The organism is Pirellulaceae bacterium (genome assembly GCA_019636385.1).
Taxonomy (GTDB): domain Bacteria; phylum Planctomycetota; class Planctomycetia; order Pirellulales; family Pirellulaceae; genus Aureliella.
Window position 1 is genome coordinate 137,314 of the sequence record JAHBXT010000001.1, and the last position, 19,336, is coordinate 156,649.

10 protein-coding genes and 1 other RNA gene are annotated in these 19,336 nt (G+C 55.7%); 6 read left to right on the forward strand and 5 right to left on the reverse strand.

Annotation, left to right across the window (positions count from 1 at the left end):
- Positions 1–194: 194 nt before the first annotated feature.
- From KF752_00555 to KF752_00565, 3 genes are all read right to left on the reverse strand, one after another.
- On the reverse strand, positions 195–1,886 hold the full coding sequence (locus tag KF752_00555) for an FHA domain-containing protein (GenBank protein MBX3420022.1): 1,692 nt from the start codon (positions 1,884–1,886) through the stop codon (positions 195–197).
- A 146-nt stretch (positions 1,887–2,032) separates the two neighbouring features.
- Positions 2,033–3,475 carry a DUF1501 domain-containing protein gene (locus tag KF752_00560; protein MBX3420023.1) on the reverse strand — a complete coding sequence of 481 codons (1,443 nt, stop codon included), beginning with the start codon at positions 3,473–3,475 and terminating at the stop codon, positions 2,033–2,035.
- A 178-nt stretch (positions 3,476–3,653) separates the two neighbouring features.
- A complete protein-coding gene (locus KF752_00565; GenBank protein ID MBX3420024.1) occupies positions 3,654–4,886 on the reverse strand; it encodes a PDZ domain-containing protein in 1,233 nt (410 codons plus the stop codon).
- Between the two features lie 159 nt (positions 4,887–5,045).
- On the opposite strand from KF752_00565, the gene KF752_00570 reads away from it, so the two are divergent.
- Entirely contained in the window at positions 5,046–5,975 is a 930-nt protein-coding gene (locus KF752_00570) for a GNAT family N-acetyltransferase (GenBank protein ID MBX3420025.1), read from the forward strand.
- Positions 5,976–6,257: 282 nt separating this feature from the next.
- Here KF752_00570 and KF752_00575 read toward each other — a convergent pair whose 3' ends face one another.
- On the reverse strand, positions 6,258–8,648 hold the full coding sequence (locus KF752_00575; protein MBX3420026.1) for a TolC family protein: 2,391 nt from the start codon (positions 8,646–8,648) through the stop codon (positions 6,258–6,260).
- A gap of 459 nt (positions 8,649–9,107) precedes the next feature.
- Between KF752_00575 and KF752_00580 the strand changes: the two genes are divergently transcribed.
- Positions 9,108–9,761 (forward strand): hypothetical protein, encoded by a 654-nt coding sequence (locus tag KF752_00580; protein MBX3420027.1) that lies wholly within the window; start codon positions 9,108–9,110, stop codon positions 9,759–9,761.
- A 33-nt stretch (positions 9,762–9,794) separates the two neighbouring features.
- Here the strand turns inward: KF752_00580 and KF752_00585 are convergent, their stop codons facing one another.
- The gene (locus KF752_00585; protein MBX3420028.1) at positions 9,795–12,434 is read right to left on the reverse strand and encodes a carbohydate-binding domain-containing protein; all 2,640 of its coding nucleotides are present in this window, start codon (positions 12,432–12,434) and stop codon (positions 9,795–9,797) included.
- A 297-nt stretch (positions 12,435–12,731) separates the two neighbouring features.
- Here KF752_00585 and KF752_00590 point away from each other — a divergent pair, with 297 nt between their 5' ends.
- The 4 genes from KF752_00590 (at position 12,732) to KF752_00605 (ending at position 19,335) form a co-directional block, all read left to right on the forward strand.
- Positions 12,732–15,761 carry a PQQ-binding-like beta-propeller repeat protein gene (locus KF752_00590; GenBank protein MBX3420029.1) on the forward strand — a complete coding sequence of 1,010 codons (3,030 nt, stop codon included), beginning with the start codon at positions 12,732–12,734 and terminating at the stop codon, positions 15,759–15,761.
- Between the two features lie 40 nt (positions 15,762–15,801).
- Complete coding sequence (locus KF752_00595; GenBank protein MBX3420030.1) at positions 15,802–17,553, forward strand: fumarylacetoacetate hydrolase family protein; 1,752 nt, start codon at positions 15,802–15,804, stop codon at positions 17,551–17,553.
- 541 nt (positions 17,554–18,094) lie between these two features.
- Positions 18,095–18,452, forward strand: a transfer-messenger RNA (tmRNA) gene (ssrA, locus tag KF752_00600).
- A gap of 298 nt (positions 18,453–18,750) precedes the next feature.
- Positions 18,751–19,335 carry a type II toxin-antitoxin system HigB family toxin gene (locus KF752_00605; protein ID MBX3420031.1) on the forward strand — a complete coding sequence of 195 codons (585 nt, stop codon included), beginning with the start codon at positions 18,751–18,753 and terminating at the stop codon, positions 19,333–19,335.
- The last annotated feature ends 1 nt before the right edge of the window (position 19,336 follow it).

Here is a 19,336-nt window from a genome sequence, read left to right on the forward strand (position 1 = left end):
TCTAGTCGCAAATCGTCAGCTGCGCAAGACATTACAACCGACGTCCGCGCCGATTGAACCTGCAAAATCTGACAAGTCGAGGCAGATTGGTAGCTGTCCACGCTCTGGCGCCGGATGAGCCAAATCCCCACCGACCGATGACGGTGGCTACCTGTAAGACCTTGACGGCCACGCAACTTAGAAAGTGCCAAAAGCTATTTGTGTTGGTGGTCTGGCCAGTGCATTGTAAAACTACTGCCCAGCCCTGGCTGTGACTGCACGGTGATGTCTCCTGCATGTTCGCGCAGTATTTTGAGACTCACCGGTAGCCCAAGTCCAGTGCCGCGAGCACCTTTGGAGCTGTAAAACGGTTGGAAAATACGAGCTAGCTGATCTGCGGGAATGCCAATACCATTATCGCTGACAATGATTTTGACTAGCCGCATGGCTCGATCCGCTTCAACTGCAATCGTCACGCTGGGTGCATCAGCCCGAGGCGGCTCGACTGCGGCGGCAGCATCCACTGCGTTGCCTACAAGATTTAGCAGCGCTCGATGGATGGCTTCGCTATCCATGTGGGCAAATAGCGGCTGTTCGGGCAGATGCACCGCCAAGGCGACTCCTAAATCACTTGCGCGGCTGCGCATGATTTCCATGACATCCGTTACAACTTGACTCACATCGCCTAGTGCCAATTCAGGCTGACGGTCCTTGCTAAAGGACAGCATGTCCAGCACCAAGTTGTTGATGCGCTGCTGGTTCTTCTTCACAATATCCCAGCCTTGAATAACGGGCGGAAAACGGTGGTGCTTCAAGCCTTCTTCGACCAGATAACTACCACCGCTGATTCCCTGCAGAATGTTCTTCACATGGTGCGATACATTCGCAATGGCTTGTCCCATGGCCGCCAGGCGTTCCGTTTGCAACATGGCCCGATAAAACTGAGTGTCTTCGATGGCCAGCGCCGCCTGACTGGCAATGGCCATCAATAGCTTGAGATGATGACTGTCCAGTCGATTGGCAGGGCTACGAAGAGGCAGTTCTCCCGACGGAGTTTCGGTATCGACGTAAATGACCCCCTGTACTCCATAACGCCCGAGCATGGGCACACAAATAGCTTCACGTATTCCGAATCCTGCAACACTAGCCGCGGCGTTCCAGCGCGCATCGGCTTGAGCATTGCTGGTGATAACACCTTCGCGATGAAGCAGCACATGCTCGACGATCGTCCGGCTAATGCGCAGCGACTTTGTACGCTTGGCTAGCGATGATTCGCGGTCTTGCGTACATGCCGGAGTGAGTTCTCCGGTTTCTTCGTCCTGTAGCATGATGCAACCGCGATCGCATTGGATCCATTGAAAGATCAAAGCCAATACAGTCCGCAACAGTTCGTCGACATCCAGCGTTCGGTGAATTGCCTCACTGACGCGGAACAACAATTCACCGTAGCTCAATTCCGCCAAGCTAGCCTGACCCGGCGATGAATGGTCGGATGCTATACTAGGTAACAGAGCTGCTTGCGGAGCGGCCACCGAACGGTCGCGGATTTGATCGGCTAAGCCTGCGTCAGCCGCTACGATTTCAACCGATTCGATGGCCGGTTCATGCCCGGCTTTCGTGTCGCGGGTAAAGATCATCAGCGTGCGTCCCAACTGCACGCGATCCCCGCTGTGCAATCGAGTCGAAGTAATGGCCACACTATTTACAAATGTGCCATTACTGCTGCCACAATCTGCAATCTGAAACTCCCCGTCGGCCTCCTCGGTGACTTGCGCGTGTTGCCGAGAAACTTCGCTGTCGTGCAATCGAATCTGATTGCCAGCGTCACGGCCAATCGTGTTCGCTCTACCGGAAAGCGCAAATTGTTGCCCGTGATCAGGACCGCGGATTACAAAGAAAGACGCCATTACACGGTTGCTGAATCAAAAATGTCGTTTTGCGGGGAGGTTCGCGGGGAGCTGCCTTCGCTGGCGCGCTGGACTCGCACTCTACGGTAACAATGGAAATCAGGACAATTGCACGAAATACTCTGCCGTAGCTTGAGTAACCTACATCAGAACAGCTCCGCAATGGGCATTCCCTGGTCAACGATGTTGCGCGGGCGACCACGATGATCCAGGTATTGAGTCTCCAGGGGAACGCCAAAGTAACGATAGATTGTTGAAGCCAGATCGCCGGGCGTTACCGGGCGATGTTTGATGCTACCGCCGTCAGCCTCCGTGGCTCCAATCACCTGACCATGCCGCAAGCCACCGCCGGCCATCATCATCGACATAACTTGTGGCCAATGATCGCGCCCGTCTGTGCTCTGTTGCGTTCCGATCTGCGGCGTCCGCCCGAACTCGCCCATCGCAATGATCAATACGTCTTCCAGTCGCCCACGACGCTCCAAATCGTTGACCAATGTCGTAAACAAGTGGTCAAACAACGGCAGCAGTGGCTTCAGACCTTTTGATATGCCGCCATAGGGCGGAATGTTGTCGCCGTGAGTATCCCACGTTCCACTGGCGGTATGGTAACTGAGGTCCAATGTTACAAAAGACACACCGGCTTCCACCAAACGCCGAGCCAGCAGAGCTTGTTGGCACCACAAATGCTGGCCATACTGCTGGCGCACGTCGGCTGGTTCGAGCGACAGGTCAAAGGCCTGTCGAGCCCGCTGGCCCACCAACATGTCGATTGCTTGTTGGTGATAGGCATCCATCGCTTGCATCGTCCCGATATTGTCCAATTCACGGCGAAGCGAATCTAAGTCACCCAACAATTGTCGTCGATCGGACATACGTTGAAAATCCAGTCCACCGACGGGCTGAAATAGCTCTCCTCCACTGACACGCCCCGAATCTTTTCCAACCTGATCATAAATCGGTAATCGAGCCGCCTGATTACCTTGGAACGGTCCGTACTGCTGCCCGAGCGCGCCCGCAAATGCGATATGCGAATTCGAGCGATAAAACCCCACATAAGGCGGCATACCAGGCTGGTTCGCACCATGGTGTTTGGCCACGATCGAGGCGATGGCCGGATAGGTGGATGCCTCGGCGTTGACCCGTGGTTCAGCATCCAAATTTGCCGTTTGAAAGACCATGTTCGGCTCATGGTTGCTGAATCGCGCATCCACCGAACGAATCAGCGTCAGCCGATCCATCATCGCGGCTTGCAACGGCAGGTGCTCGCAAATCTGTACACCTGGCAACTTCGTTGAAATGACGCCAAACGGCCCTCGATTCTCCACCGGTCGCAGTGGCTTGGGGTCCCAAGTATCAATATGGCTGGGGCCACCGGTCATCCACAGCAAAATCAGGCTCTTGTTGGAAGCCCTGCTAGCTGACGCCGCCGAGGCGCGCTGCGCCAGCAAGTGAGGTAGCGAAAGACCTGCGACGCCTGCCAAGCTGGCTTTGAGCATATTCCGACGCGACCGGCACACCAGCCCCTCGGGCATCAGCGGCGTCCAGGAGCTGAACGCATGGTGGTGAGGTACATGTTGAGGCTGCATCGGCGGCGTTTCTATTTTGTATAGCGACTCATCGGCCAGCACATTGATACCATTTTTCGGAAGAAGCTGCAAATCGCCCTGGCTATTCTACAGCATGTTTCAGTGGCATGTTTGCTTATCCGCCGGTTGGAAACGGCCGAACTGACCAACCGCCCTTCAAACAGTCTATCCATCTGGCTCAATCTCGTAACGAACGCAAGATGCTGTCCAGTTGCTGGCGGGTTTCTGCAAGTTTCGCATGCACGGACGCCAATTCCTTCTGCAGTCGGTCTATCTCCGCCTGCATTTCCAGTTCGCGCGGCGAGAATGCATCGCTAGGCGGCCCCGGCGTTTGGGGTTCTGCAGTCGAAATGGTGGCGGCGATTGGCGCAGGCAATAGGTCGCTAGTTGCTGGGGCAACCTCTGTGGGAGATGTAGCCTTAGCAGCCTTGCTTGACTTTGTCGGACTGCCTAAAGGTCTAGCAGACAGGCGGCGCGGTAGCGGTGTCGGTTGTGGCTGCGGCGGACTGCCTAAAATCAACTCGCGACTCATTCGAGTTACACCACGATAGACGACAATCGTTGTCCGATCGCCAGGTCGCGAACCATCCAACCAATTCTGAAAGTCGTTGGCTGTTTCGATGGCTAAGCCACCTACTTCGACAACTGCGTCCCCAGCCTGTAGACCGGCGCGCCCTGCGGGCGAGTCTGGGCTGACCTGCGTGACGGCCGCCCCGCGATAAGCGGCAACTCCAAATTGTGCGCGAAACGATTCAGTCAAGTCGTGCAAAACCAAACCGACCCAGGCGGTCGTGCTGGTCGGCTGCTCAGCGTCGCGAGCCAGTTGCCGTCCCACTTCAGCATTGACCAGAACGGCAGTCAATTCCAGGCTGCGTCCGGCGCGGTTCACTAGAAACGTGGCAGCCTGACCGGGTTGAGTCATACTCAGTCGCCCAGCCATGGCCGCGATATTCTCAATGGCAAACCCGTTGATTCCTAGTATTCGATCGTCCACTTCAAATCCCGCCTTCCATGCTGGTGAATCACGCGTTACACCAGACACGCGCACTCCCACACCACCACCAGACACTGCTTCGGCCTGCAATCCTAGATATACCCGTGGCGTCTGAGCAGTCGATGATTTTTCCCGAACCTCGGCGCGAGCACTTTCGCCGCTTACTGGATTCGACTCCGAAGTTTGTTCACCAGCAACAGCTTGCTGGTCGGCAGTGCTCTGTGGTTGCCCGTCCCCAACTTCGTTGGACGCAGAATCTGCTTTCAGTAGCTGCGATAGTGCATCAAGGTTCTGTGCACTAGTTGCGGAGCTCATACTCCACGCCACCAACACTGCAAGCCATGACAACATCCACCGCCCGTTGCGCAAGCCGCCTACGCTCCATGCGACGTTGTTCTTGGTCACCAGTAACTTCACTTCTAAATCTCCGTTATTCGCAGAACCCGTAAGCGACGCGCGCAGACAAGCGCTGTTACAATCGTATATTCTATACGGTGCATCACCGTCTGTCGCAACTAATATGATGCGAGGATGACTTCCGTTTGAAATACGCAACTTCCGAGACGAGCCTTCGCCGTGACAGTTGGTAACACGAACGAACTCGAACTACAAACGGTAGCTCAGAAGGGGCTCGATGATTTCTTCGTCTGGGTGCATCCCCACGCCGATGCCGACGACTTGCAGACGATACGCACTGAATATCTGCTGCGGCAGCGCATTGCTCCTCTGCCACCGCCCGTTGAAGTTTGCCAGGCAGGTCAGCGGTTGGCAGGGGGCTATTTTAGTGGCCTGCCAGGAGGGCTGGCGATTCTGGGAGCGGTACGGGCGCTGAGTAATCACGAGCCGTTAGGTAGCTGGTGTCTCACAGCCTTGGTCCGGCAATTATACGAATTGCAACCGACGATGCTCGTCCAGGCCGCCATCGACTGTGATGACGCAGCCAGCCATCACATGTTGAGCGCTGCCAAGTTTTGGTCGCCAACCTGCGTCGATCAATTGTGCTATTCGTGGAGTTCACTTACGGAACCAGCGCCTTCGTCGATTGAGTTCTCTCAGCATCGCTGGTCACCGGCAAGTCGATTGAGCAGTCGGCGGTTTGCACAATTGCTTGGCCAAACATTCCACAACACGCTGGACTGTCCCGAACTGAACGGGCTGCGGAGTGATCGAAATGTGTTGGCATCGTTCTTGGTAGATCGTAGATTTCGAGCATCACGCCTTTGGGAGGTGCTGTGGGATGGCCAGCAACCCATCGGGTGCCTACTGCTGTGTCCCCACCGCGACGGATTGGTTGAATTGTTGTATACGGGCCTCGTTCCTGCCGCGCGTGGAAAAGGACTGGGAAAATTGCTGGTTCAGCGTGCTCTAGAAGTTTCGCGAGCATGTGGTGCGACCAGTCTTGCCTTGGCAGTCGATGTGCGCAATAGCCCAGCCATCGCCATGTATCAGCGCAGCGGTTTCATGGCTTTTCGGCGACTGCGGGTCTATCTGGCACCTGGCGCTTAATGAGAGTTGCTCAGCAAGATAGCGCAGCACCGCGACGCACCTGAGATCTACTTTTCGTCGCCTAGGACGTGCGGCCAGTTCGCAGCTGCGGCTCTCGCGGTGGGCTCGTTGGGTTTCCACCGCCGGGCGATGGTGGCTTGCTTCAAGCGCCGTTCACGTAACGTGTCAAAAAAACTAGGCCGAGGGCTGCTGTCTTAAACAACAGCCCTCGGCCTCGGTGAAGTGCCCCCCAGCACTCATTCACACCGTCATGCTGAATTATGAACTCTAAGGGTCGGCAGGTTAGCGCGATGGTTGGCGACGCTGATTGATTCTGGGCTGAGCGAAAGTAGATTGCTGGTCAGCGTCCGGCTGTGCCAATCGATCATCCTTGGCTACTTGAACTGCCGCTGTGGCGGATGCTTGCTTGACCGTTGCGGATCGAGTAGCGTTTGGCTTGACGATACTGGCCGAGCGGGGCGTGTTGTTGAGGCTGTGCCTTGCGGTTGGCGGCATGGGAACTGCGAGCTCCAGCTCTTCACTATTTTGCTTGCCGTTTGGCTTGCTCGGAACTTCTTCGGGCTGACCCTCCGGCGTGCGCTGCATGCCGGAGGCGGCTCCCGGGTAGCTACGCGACTCGCTGACGTTGCCTTCCGTGATGCTGCCCGTGTCAACCGGTCCCTGGCTGACCACTGCTGGGCGTGTATATCCGTAGTCGAAGTACACTCCACCGGCCCGCTCCAGCGATCGCTGCTCGGCATCCCAGTAAGCCTTGTCGACCCACGCGCCTTCGCCTAGCGTAACGTTGTTCAGATCAAACAGCGATCCCTTGAGGTAGTGGATATTGACGATCGACTTGTTGTATTCGACGATCGACTGAAAGTACTGCAGTTGTGCGCGGGCTTTGATTTCTTCAGCTCGCAGCAGCGCATCTAACAGTTGGCTCATGTCCCCGGAATCGGACGACAACTGTTCGTGATAGATATCGATTTCCTTCTGGTTCTCGCGCAACTGATCGAAAAAATTCACCATCGAGGTGTGTGTTGACGCTACATTGACCCAGGCCGATTCAAGCTGGTGCATCATCATCAACTCTTTGGTACGCAACTCTTCGTGCGACTTCTTGAGCTGCATTTGACTCGCCAGAATGTTCAGCTTCTCTCGACGGCTGCCGATGGGGGCGGGTGTGAACTCCAACCTGGCACCGACTTCCTGATAATCTCCGGTGGTCATCTCTTCAAAGGCGTTGGACCCGGGATTGGGGAAACGGATTCCGCTGCGATCGGCAGCAATTAATTCATCACCTACGCCCAACCATCGATACGTACCCACCAAATCCAATTGAGGCAGAATCTGGTTCTTGGCTGAGATCACTTCCAGTTCGCGCTGCTTGATCGACCATTTTTGAGTGCGCAACTCGGTGTTGCGTACCAGCCCCTCGGCCTTGACCGCTTCCCAATCAAAGGCCACCCGTGCCAAGGTCGGTTCTTCGCTGGGTCGAATGAATGGACCGTCCGTGGGAGCCAGTCCCATCTTCTCACGCAACACGCGCTCACGACCCACCAGACCCAATGGATCATTACCAGGTACGGGAGAGCCATTGATGGAGATGTTTAACTGAGCTTGGAATTGCGAGTAACGACCGGCTGCCTGCGCAACCGCGGCGGGTCCGGTATCGCTGGATGTAGCCCGCTTTTCAGCGACTCGCCAAAGATCTAGTGCACTGTCACGAGCGGTTCGAGCGGCTTCCACAGCACGATAGCCCATGTACAGATCCCAATATGCGTGCTCAACATCGCGCATCAAATTGCGGACGTTAGCCTCAAATTGATGTAGCGCGATATCTTCGTTGATTCGTGCCAGCACAACAGGTATGCGATTGACTAACGTACCACGTCCACGCATCAACGGTTGATTGAGCTGGACTTCCAAGGCTGCCGTATAATCACTGGGTACCGAACGGCCAAAATTGGTTGAGCCGGGTAAATTTCCAGATGCCGGAATATTGTTTCGTGAGTAAACCGTGGTCATCCGCGCCGTAGCAACCGTACCGGTGGCCATTCGCTTGGAAAGTGCAGCTTGGAAATTAGAGTCGGTGGCTGTGAAGAATTGGGGATTGAAAACGTTACCCTGCCCTACGTTGCGCGGTCGGTCGGTGGTGTTGTAGCCCAGTACCGTCGAAAACTGTGTATCGAACTCGCTGAGCGCATGCTCCACACCACCTACTTGGTTAGCACGCACCGAACCTCGCGAGGCAATACGCGTGCCTTGGCTATCCACGACCAAGGGCTGTGTATTGCCGACGTTGGCGACCAAGGCTGCATCATACACACTAGGTAGCTGTCCGGGCTGAGCACTCAACAGGGCTGCGGCGATACTGCCGCTTTGCAGATTCGAGCCCGATACCGCGCGAATCATCTTGGTATTTTGCAAGGCGATTGAGATACAATCTTCCAACGACCAATCGTGGAATTCGGTGGGCATGTTGTCATGCGTATGAGGCAACAGAGAGTGCGTTGCTTCCGGTAGACTTTCTACGTGCGCATCCGCATACTCGATACTCATCGCTTGGTCCAAATAATTGGCCAGCGAAGGATTATTCCGTGCATAGAACGGTTGTATTGGGTGACAGCCAGTGAAGAAGATCAATATGATCTGAACTATGGCGACCCAGCGAGTTGTTTGGCGGCTCATCGCGGCGAGGTTCCTACCAAGTCTGTCGCCATGGCACTAACGATCCGCAGGCACCCACGAGGCAACCTCCAGATTCGCTTGCCGCTCGAGCGACGGAATCTTGCTTTTCGAACCCCCCTGTCAACTGCCAACAAGCAAATTTCTTTCGCCTGTATCTCAGTGACACCTCAGTTATCGTCAGCCGCCCCCGAAAACTTTGACTGACCGGCACAGATTGCCAAATTTTGATTTGACTGCAATATTTGACTGTGACTGTCCCCCGACGCGATGGGGGCACAAGCCGGGCTGGCGCAAGCTGTTCTGAAGGACCTAACCCAAGCAGATAGTGACAGAGTTCGCCCAAATACAATATGGTTAGACCGCGCGTCTGCCCCCAACGGCTGATACAGCGTTTCGCTCCAACGGGTACAATATTCTGTCCTCAACCAAGACAATGCTCACTCAACTGTACCAAAGACTATGACCACCTGGATTGAGTGGACGATTGCAGGCTTACCGATTGCCATTTATCTCATGTTAATCGGTGGATTGCGGCTGCGCCGCCGCCCCCTCATTACAAGCGGCGGACGCGAATCGTTAACTTTAGGAATTGCCTGCTCTGGCTTGATAGCTATTGGTCCCATGCAGTTGTTCTTTCCGGAATTTGCGGCGGTGCGCTGGCCCGGCTGGGTGTGGATATTGATGTTCGGATTCTATTTTATGCTGCTGCTATTGATCTTGGTTTGGAACAAACCTCGATTGATAGCATACGGCGTGACGCGTCAGCAGTTTCACCAGTTGCTGCTGCAAGCCGCCCAGCAGATTGATGAGCAAGCAGCGTGGCATGGAGCTGCACTCCTACTGCCGCAATCCGGGTTGCAACTGGCCGCCGAGTCAGCCATCACACCGGGCATCTATGTGGCCAGTCCAATCGGTGGTTTCAACAATGTCATGGATTGGATTAGACTTGAACGCGCTTTGGTGCGCTGCGGACAACAGGCGACAGCCACTCCAACTCGCACCGGTTGGCTACTGCTAGCAATCGGCATGTCCCTCCTGGCCACCACGCTGATTCCTGTTCTCTACAACCCCAACGTCGCCTACGCACAACTTCGAGAATTCTTGTTGCGTTAAACGAGCATGCCAGTCTTCAGAGTACTGGCTACGTCAGCGAGAAGAGGACGGTTGAATTTCCACGATTCGAGAACCGCGGCCAGCGGCGTCAAATGTTCTAAGCTGTACTGCGAAAGCGGCATTTGAACGCCAAACGCTGTCAAACGATATTGGCTCGCGATAGAGCGACGACTGGGCGGTTGGTTGCGTGCCGTCCGTGGTGTAGCGGATTTCCAGCCCCGGCAGCGCGCTATTGGCAAACAATTTGCCGTGCTCGATATAGGCTCCGGGGGGTGGCAGGCGGTAGTTGTAACCACCATTGGTATAGGCCAACCGCGGCAGCTCGCGCTGCGCGATGGCGTTGGCCATGCGGTTCCAGCCTTCGGCCATGGCGGCCTGCCGTTGACCAATGTCGGCCATATTTTCCCAATGTCTCTCGGCCGCCCAGGCGCTCTCGGCAAACCCAATCAACTTGGGCAGCATGTAGTACTCGATCATCTCCCGGCCTTTGATCGTCTCGCTCCACAATTGCGCTTGAACCCCCAAAATATTCTGGCGTGCCTCTGGCAGTAGCGGCTGCGACTGGGCGATTACCTGCGGCTGGTCGATAGGCTGCCCCAGCGCGGTCTTGAAAGTCGTAGTCAAGTAATTAAAAGGCGCAAAGGTCCACGCATCACGTTCGCCGACAAACCCAGCCCAATACAATCCAGGCTCCTGTGGATCGTTATCATAGGCCAAGTCAAAATAAAAATTGGAGACGTTGCACAAAACCACTCGATAGCCCGCATTGGCCAGGCGATATCCCAAGTCGTAGTCAAACAGGTTGTTCCAAATATAGGCTACTACATTGCGGCCGACGAACTGCGGATTTGGCTCGGCCTTGCCCGCAGCATCTTTTCGCTGAAACACCTCTTCCCAACCCAATGCACGCACATTGCGGCGTTCCAAGTCGCTCACCAATCGCTGAAAGAAATAGGTGTGCAGATTGCTGGCACCGTCGACCTCTGGATGTTCAGCCAATAAACGCTGTGCCAACGGGGATCCGGTCCAGGCACCCTCGGCCACTTCGTCGCCGCCAGTGTGGATTTCGTCCAACGTCAGGCCAGCCTCAGCATACATCAACTCAAGTTCATCAAGCACCTTGCTGTAGAAGCGGTAGGTCGAATCGCGAGCCACAGAAACTACGTTGTCGGTATAGGACTGCGCCGACAAGTATTCTGACGTATCCTGTGGATCAACCAGTCGATACTCTTCGGCCGCTGCCACTTGGCCAGCGTTCATCAGTCGCTGATACCGTGCTTCCATGGCTTTGATCGCAGCTCGCGCATGTGCTGGAAAATTGACTTCGGGGATAATCTTGACGTGTCGTTGCGCGGCGTAACGCAGCAAGTCGATGAATTGCTGGCGCGTATAGAAGCCGCTGCCGTGAGTCCCAGCGGCATAGGCATCAGGCCCCGAACCATAGGCTGGATGCAGAACCGGTTGTTCAACCGCCGATGTGTGCTTCCGCTCCGCTCCAATGCTGGTCAGTTCTGGCAAACCCGGTATCTCCAGTCGCCAGCCTTCGTCCTCGGTTGTATACAACAGTAAACGATTGAGCTTGTAGAATGCAATGACGTCAATGATTCTCTGAATAGTCTCCAGGGACTGAAAATTGCGACTGACATCTACATGCAACCCGCGATATCCAAATCTAGGCTCATCCTGAATCTGTACCTGCGGCAGCTTGACGGATCCACTCGGTCGCTGGCAGTCGCTTAGCGGAGCCAGCGCGATCAGACTTTGTATCGCATAGAACACTCCGGCTGCATCGCTGCCCACCAAGCGAATAGCGCGCTCGTCGATCTGCACTTGATATGCTTCGCGATCATTGAAGTCCAACCCGTCTGAACTGAGCGACAAGTCAATCGTGGGCCCTGCCACTACGTCGTTGGCAGCGGCCGCCTGTGCACGACACTTCACCGCAAAGCGATCTTCCAGTAGCTTGACCAAATACTGCGCAGTAGACTCCAGTGCGGTATCGTAACGGATGTTCCATTCAGACGTCAGCTTTACGTCGCCCTGGCCGCGCTGAATCGAGTTGGGCGTTGGAACAATCAGCGGCAGTTCACCTGCCGCCAGTTGATATAAACTCCGATTATCTTGGTAGCGCTGCTGAGGGCTGGCGACCGGCGTCAGGTCATTGGGCCCGCGCAAGCGTTGTTCGCGACGCGTAAACGGTAGAATGCGATAGTCGTCAACGCGCTCGATTCTGGGCGCGACATTGGCATCACTGTCCTGGTGAATTGCGAAATACAATCCCAGCGGTGCATCGGCCTCTTTGATCACGGGCTCGATGCCCATATACCGCACCTCGATCGACTGACCGGGCTCTAGGCGGAATCCAGGTTCGGGTTCCAGCCGATACCAATCACCGTTCAGATGCTTAATTTTGGCTACCTGCGGCTGCCGATGCGGCACGAGTCGTCGCGGGGCCATGTTGAAGTACAAGTACCAACCCGTATCGCCCAGTTCCTGTTGACCGCGATTGTCCAGCACCAACCGCGCTTCGAAGGCCTCGGGGACTTCGGTAAAATTTGTGATCAATTCCCAGCTCACTGCGATCTGCAGGTCGGCTCGGCCCGTCGCGGCAACGCACCACAGCCCTACGGCCAGCAACCAGCTTCCAACACCCCATCGCCAGGCAATCTTCATACGGCACCGCGTTAGCTTACAATGATCCACTTTTGTTCTTCAGTCAGATTGTAATCGCCGATCCGGCGACTGGCACTACACGGGCAGGGCCTTTTGACAATGGCCTGCAAACCTGTCAAGATGGTGTTTTCGCCTCACGCCTGCTGGATAGCGCAGCTACGGTCGCCGAGACCGCGAACATGCTACATTCCACTCTCTGGCGAGAGTAGCTTCGATCGCCTAGACCGTGGACGGGCTGCGACCTCACTCTTTATCGAGAGTAACTACCAAACCATTTAAGACATTGGGGTAACTGCCATGACTCACTGGTGCACATGTTGGCGCGCGGTCGCGATTGCCATCGGCTTAACCGTTGCCTGCTCCCAAACGTCGTCGACTGCGGCGGCTGACCTGTCCAAGATCGGGAAGCAAATTGCCGATCTGATTCCAGATCAAACAGGTATTGTGGCTGTCGTCGAAGTCAATGATCTGGCTCCGCAAACGGTGCTGGAGCTGGCTCGTGAGCACAAGTTGACTGTCTACTTTCAATCCAGTCAGCCGCAGATTGCTGGTAGCGTTCGGCATGCGGCCGAGCAGGCCGCGCTGTTGGGAAAGAGTGTGTTCGTGGATCAGGGCACAGCCATGAACATTCCACTGTCGCATAACCTGGCCGATGCGGTCTATGTTGGCAGCGCCGGGGAGGGCCAGGCGGTGCAGCAAGAAGTGCTGCGCATACTGCGACCTCATGGAAAAGCAATAATCGGCGACCGCCAGCTGGTCAAACCACCACCACCGGGCATGGACGACTGGAGCCACCCCTTCCACGGTCCAGACAACAATACGCAGTCCAACGACCAGTTGGTGCGCGGCGAGTTTCAAACACAATTTATCGGCTATCCGCAGTTCAGCCCCATGCCCGAACAGAGCGTGGTGGCCGGCGGTCGGATTTACAAGGCGATGGGCAACATCGCTCATAAAGCCAACCAGAATGAAATGCTGAACACGCTGCTGTGCATCAACGCCTACAATGGTTCAATTCTTTGGCGAAACGAACTGCCGCCCGGATTCATGATCCATCGCAACACAATGATCGCCGCAGCCGATGCTCTGTACATGGGCGACCACGAATCATGCAAGGTCTTCGATGCGATTACCGGTCAGGTGCGTCAGCAGTTTTCGGTGCCTGCCGAGCTGACCGACGGACCGGTCTGGAAGTGGATGGCGATGCAGGATGATACCCTGTACGCCTTGGTGGGGAATCACGAAGTCGAGATTCGTACCATTCGCTCAGATCGCCCGGGTATCGGACATTGGCCGTGGGGCATGTGGGATGGCCACGACTACAACGACCCGCGCACAGCGTTTGGCCATGGGCGAACGCTGGTGGCCCTGGATCGCCGAAGCGGCAAATTGCTGTGGCATTACCGCGCCGACGACTTCCTGGATGCGCGCGGCATGTGTATGACCGGTAAGCGGATTTATGCTTACAGCCCCGAACGATTTTTGATTTGCATCGACGCCGTGACCGGTCAGCCGCTGTGGACCAATCGCGATCAGGAACTGCTGGAGGCCATTGGCCCCAACGAAAAAGCTCAGCATTACGTAACGGGCTACGCCACCACCACCTATCTCAAGTGCAATCAAGGTCAACTGTTCTTCGCCGGTCCCCAGCGTCAGCGCATGGTCGTTGCCTCGACCGAGGATGGACGGCTGTTGTGGACTAACGATGTTGGCAATTTGCAGTTGGTCCTGCGGCCCGAAGCGATTTATGCCGCCGGTCCACAGAATACTCGCGGCATGTTGTTGGACTACAAGTCAGGGGCTGAAATCGCCAGTCTGCCGGCCCGGCGCGCCTGCACGCGAGCCACCGGATGTGCCGACAGCATCTTCTTCCGAGCCCATGGCGGTACAGTGCGCATCATGGCGGCGACAGAGACCACTAGCGTATCGCCCAGACATATCGCTCCGATGCGACCTCCGTGCCAGGATGGCGTGCTGGTTTCCAACGGACATCTGTACTGGGGGCCGTGGATGTGTGGTTGCGAATTGTCGCTGTACGGCAATATCGGATTGCGGCCCACCGACCAACCCCGTGAAACGCAGCGTAATCTGGAGCAGGCCGCACAGTCGCTAGCTCATCACGCAACCGCGCCATCGCAATTATTGGCCGTCCAGCCCGGCGACTGGACGACATATCAAGGCAGCATTGATCGATCAAACCGCACGATGGTTGAGGCTCCAAAGCAAGTCGGCAAACAATGGTCGCAGCAAGTCATCGGATATGACCTTCCTACAGCACCGGTAGCCGCCGGTGGCCTGGTATTCGTCGCCGATCGTAGCGGCGCCGTGCGCGCCTGGGATCGCACTGGCCAGTCTCAATGGACCACGTACACCGGAGGGGCCATCTATTATCCTCCGTGTATTGCCCATGGCAGGTTGTACATTGGCTCGGCCGATGGCAAGGTCTACTGTTTAGATGCGGCCAGTGGCCAGCCACTGTGGTCTTATCGTGTCGCGCCCGAAGATCGTCGCATCAGCGTGTTTGGCAAATTGGTCTCTCGCTGGCCAGTGGCTGGGGGCGTTGTTGTTCAAGGTGACCGAGTCTACGCGGCAGCGGGAATTACCCACTACGATGGCACCTTCGTCGTGGCACTGGATGCGCTCAGCGGTCGGCCGCTGGCGGCAAATGACACGTCGGGACGTTTGTCCGAGCATGTCGAAAGCGGCGTCAGCTTACAAGGTGAATTGTCGATCGTGGACGGGCAGCTTCAATTCGCTGGTGGAGGTATCTACGAGTTGGCGCGTTACGACTTGCAGACCCTCCAATGCCTGAATGAGCCTCGGCATGAGCTTTCTTCGCAGTTCCGGACGGCATTTTACGCTTGGTATCCGTTCTATAACCGATTTGTGTCATTGGAACACGCGTTGCCTGACGGTCGCGTATTATCGTTTGGAGCCAACTATGATGGCAGCGAATTCGACCCGCTAGCGCTGGAACCTGAGCGCCAGTTAGGCGTATATGGCAAGTCGAAAAAGGACTTGGCCGGCGAATACCTGCGTCGTCGTGGCAAGGATGCGCCGCCAGCGCACATCTGGCAAGACACGCAGCGCACAAGGCTAACTGCCGTTGCCATCTGCAGCAACGCCTTGATCGCCTGCGGTCACACCGAAGCCCAGCAGAATCAGTCACAACTGATGGCCATCGACTTTGCGACTGGCCAGCGCCTATGGAGCCACCCTTTGCCCGCTGACGCAGTAAAATCGGGTCTGGCTATCGACGCAGGGAGCAACATCTTCGTAACGCTGGAAAACGGACAACTGCTATGTTTCGCTGGCCCGTCGAACTGACAATCAATATTGAGAAAACCTTACCGGAGCACCACCATCCATGAGACGGATTATTTTTTGCGCTGCAGAGATCGTATGCGGATTGTCGATCACGCACCTGACAGTGGCCGCCCAGCCGACTCAGTACGCGCGTTTTCAGCACGGCAACTTGGTCGCCTATGGCTTGGTAGTCGGCGATCAAGTCCAACAGATTGACGGCGACTTATTCGGCGACTTTCGCTTGACAGACCAGCGGTTTGCCCTGGACCAGGTGCATCTGCTGCCGCCCACTCAGCCCAGCCAAATCCTGGCTCTGGCAGGAAATTACCGTAGCCACTTAAACGCAGAGGAAATTCCCCCCAAGTTTCAGGTCGTGCAGCCGTTCTACAAGAGCCCTTCCTGCGTCGTGGGGCAAGGACAAAACATCGTGCTGCCAGCGGATTCCAGCGATGTGCATTTTGAAGCCGAGCTGGTGATAGTAATCGGAAAAAGGTGCAGTCGCGTGTCGGAGGCGGAAGCCATGGATTATGTGTTCGGCGTCACGGCGGGTAATGACGTCAGCGAACGGTTCTGGCAGAACGACCCACAGCACAAAGATATCCAGTGGTGGCGCGCCAAGGGTGCCGATACGTTTGGACCAGTTGGTCCGGTAATCGCTACCGGTATCGACTATGGCAACTTGCGTTTGCAAATGAAGGTAAATGGGCAAATCAAACAAGATGACCGTACGTCCTCGTTGATCCACAGCATTCCCAAGACGGTCAGCTACATCAGTCAGTACGTTACGTTGCAGCCGGGCGATTTGATCTTTACGGGAACTCCTGGCGAAACTTCGCCGATCCAGCCGGGCGATGTGTGCGAAGTTGAACTGGAGGGAGTTGGTACGTTGCGTAATCCAGTGATCGCACAACCTGCCAACGGAATGATGCAAATGCACGAGCAGCCAGGCGAATACCTTGATATTCTCGCAGGCGATCGACCGGTCGTCAGGTTTATGCTCAAGCCACGCGATGGCTCGTCGCCCGAAGCACACTACGAAACGTTTAAGCCGTTTCATCATGTGTTTGATCCGCTGACCGGGACACAGCTATTGACTGGCGGTGCGCATCCCAACACCAAACAGTTCCTGTATCCGCATCATCGGGGGCTGTTTTTTGGATTCAATCGCATAGCGTACGGTGGACAGCAGGCCGACATTTGGCACGGCAAAGACGGTGTACACAGTACCTGTCTACGATTGGAAGACATGTCCACTTCGGAGAACTCGGCTACGCACACAGCCGTGATCGGTTGGTTCGGCACGGACGGACAGCAGTTCGCCGAAGAACGACGAACCGTCGTCGTCTACAATTCAGTAGGTGGTACGCAGATCGACTGGTCGACCGAGCTGACGACAAAACTCGAAAAAGTACGGCTGGACGGTGATCCGCAGCACGCTGGATTTCACTTTCGAGCCCATCAAGATGTCGCTATGCACAACTCCCAGCAGACCTACTACCTACGTCCCGATGGTCGCGGCAAATTGGGCGAAACTCGAAATTGGGATGCCAAGCGACCCGATCCAATTACCGAAAATCTACCGTGGAATGCGATGAGCTTTGTGGTGAGCGACCAGCGTTACACGGTGCTGCGCATCAATCACCCGGACAATCCAGGACCGACTCGTGGCAGCGAGCGCGATTACGGACGTTTTGGCGATTACTTTGAATACGACCTTACGCCGGACAAACCGTTGCGGCTGAAATATCGACTATGGATCCAGGCCGGCGAAATGCAACCATCTCAGTGCGCTCAACGCGCCACTTGGCGTTGACCGGCAGCAACGCTCGCCAGGAGTAGATCGCCTAACGCACCGGTGCACGGTTGGTGCAATCGCGAATTGAGCCTGTCGTGTAACGCGATTGTACCATCACCCCCTGGCATGTTTCGCGTTCAAACCCAAATGAATGCCGACACAGTTCGCCGAAACCGGTCACTGTGTCGCGATCTCCTGCTAGTCGTATTCTCAAGCATATCCGCCCCACCCCCCGCACATACCCCCGCTTCGCCGTGGGCCGCGTTCTTGCGTTGCCTGTTCAATTCTGGTAACCGTTCACGCAGGTTTATAGGGTGGACAAGCGGGCCAATGAAAATTGGTATTCAATCTAAAGACTGTCGATTTGAGCCAACCACCTTTCCATAGTAAACTCTTGGCCCCGCGCCGGCCCACCACGGGCGTGATCCGTTACCAATTCTGGATGGACAAGCCCTTGCCGGAACGCTGCTCACCATCGACAATAGACTTGCAGCCAGCGCAAGCCAGGCTGGGGAGTTTGACCAGAGCAGTCAGTGATTGTGATGGTTAACAATCTATTGGGGGCGATTGGATTCGACCGGGTAGCTAGAAGTGAGGGTGGCGTGTCGTGGTTGGTCAGTGAGCCACGTTAAAAGCTGACTAAAAATTTAGTTGCAGATGCAAATCTAGCAATGGCAGCCTAGTTTAGGCTACCCTGGTTGAGGAGGTCCGCCGGAGACGTCCGACTGCCAGTCGCAATTCCGGATCGTCCTCTACCGCGCCTGGCACGTAGAAGACTAAAAAAGCTCCAGGCTGGCCTGTTACAGAGCTTCGTCGATAGGCGCCGTTGCAGGTAAGAAACAAACCGTCGACTACACACGTAGAAGTTCTCATGGAAATATCACGGGACGGGGGTTCGATTCCCCCCGCCTCCACTCAACCAGCCATCGAAAGGTGGCTCCAGGCAAACCGACCCGCTGGCTCACCCCAGCGGGTCTTTGCATTTCTACCCAATAAAATTAGGGCTTTTGCGAGTCGTCGAATGTTGACACGCACCAAACCACGGGACGTGCTCAACACCCATCGCCACCCCAAAAGGCTCTGGTTCGGGTCAAAGGCTCAAAACCACGGGACGCCCCCTAGCACGTCCCGTGCTCAAAAACCCTGCAAAATACAGGGTTTTTCGTCGCTCTGAACCGCCTCTAGGTTTTGGTGAAAATGCCAGGTGGCGAGGGGATGAAAAAGGAGGCCAAGGAGTCCCGCAGTGATAGCGGGACCGGCGCAAGCCAGCGTTTGGGATCACAGCGATCTTCTTTCGAATCGCTGCGTCGAGTCCGTAAGAAAGATCAAGAGTTCGTGTTTTTCGAACAATCGGGCTTACTTGTTCGTATTTTACGAACTAACATAACTAGAGAGGTCGATATAGGGGAGGAATGGATGCGGGTCATCTCGAAGACAAGGCTACGACAGTTCTGGGAATCTTCGGGTAATGAGGATTCTGCAGGACCGCTGCGAGCATGGCATACTCATGTCAGCCATCGCTGCGTCGCTTGGCGGTCGTGGTCTGATGTCAAACTGACCTTTGGATCGGCGAGTCTTGTTGGTAACTGTGTCGTCTTCAATATCGGTGGCAACAAGTACCGTCTCGTGACGAGGATTCTCTACCGCAGCCAGAAGGTGCTTATCCTCAAAATCATGACGCACGTCGAATACGACCAAGACACATGGAAAGAAGACTGCGGTTGCTACCAGCCGCCTGCTAAGAAATCAAAGACAACTGATACAACACCGACGGCAAAGCCTAAGAAGCGAGGGGGCTAGT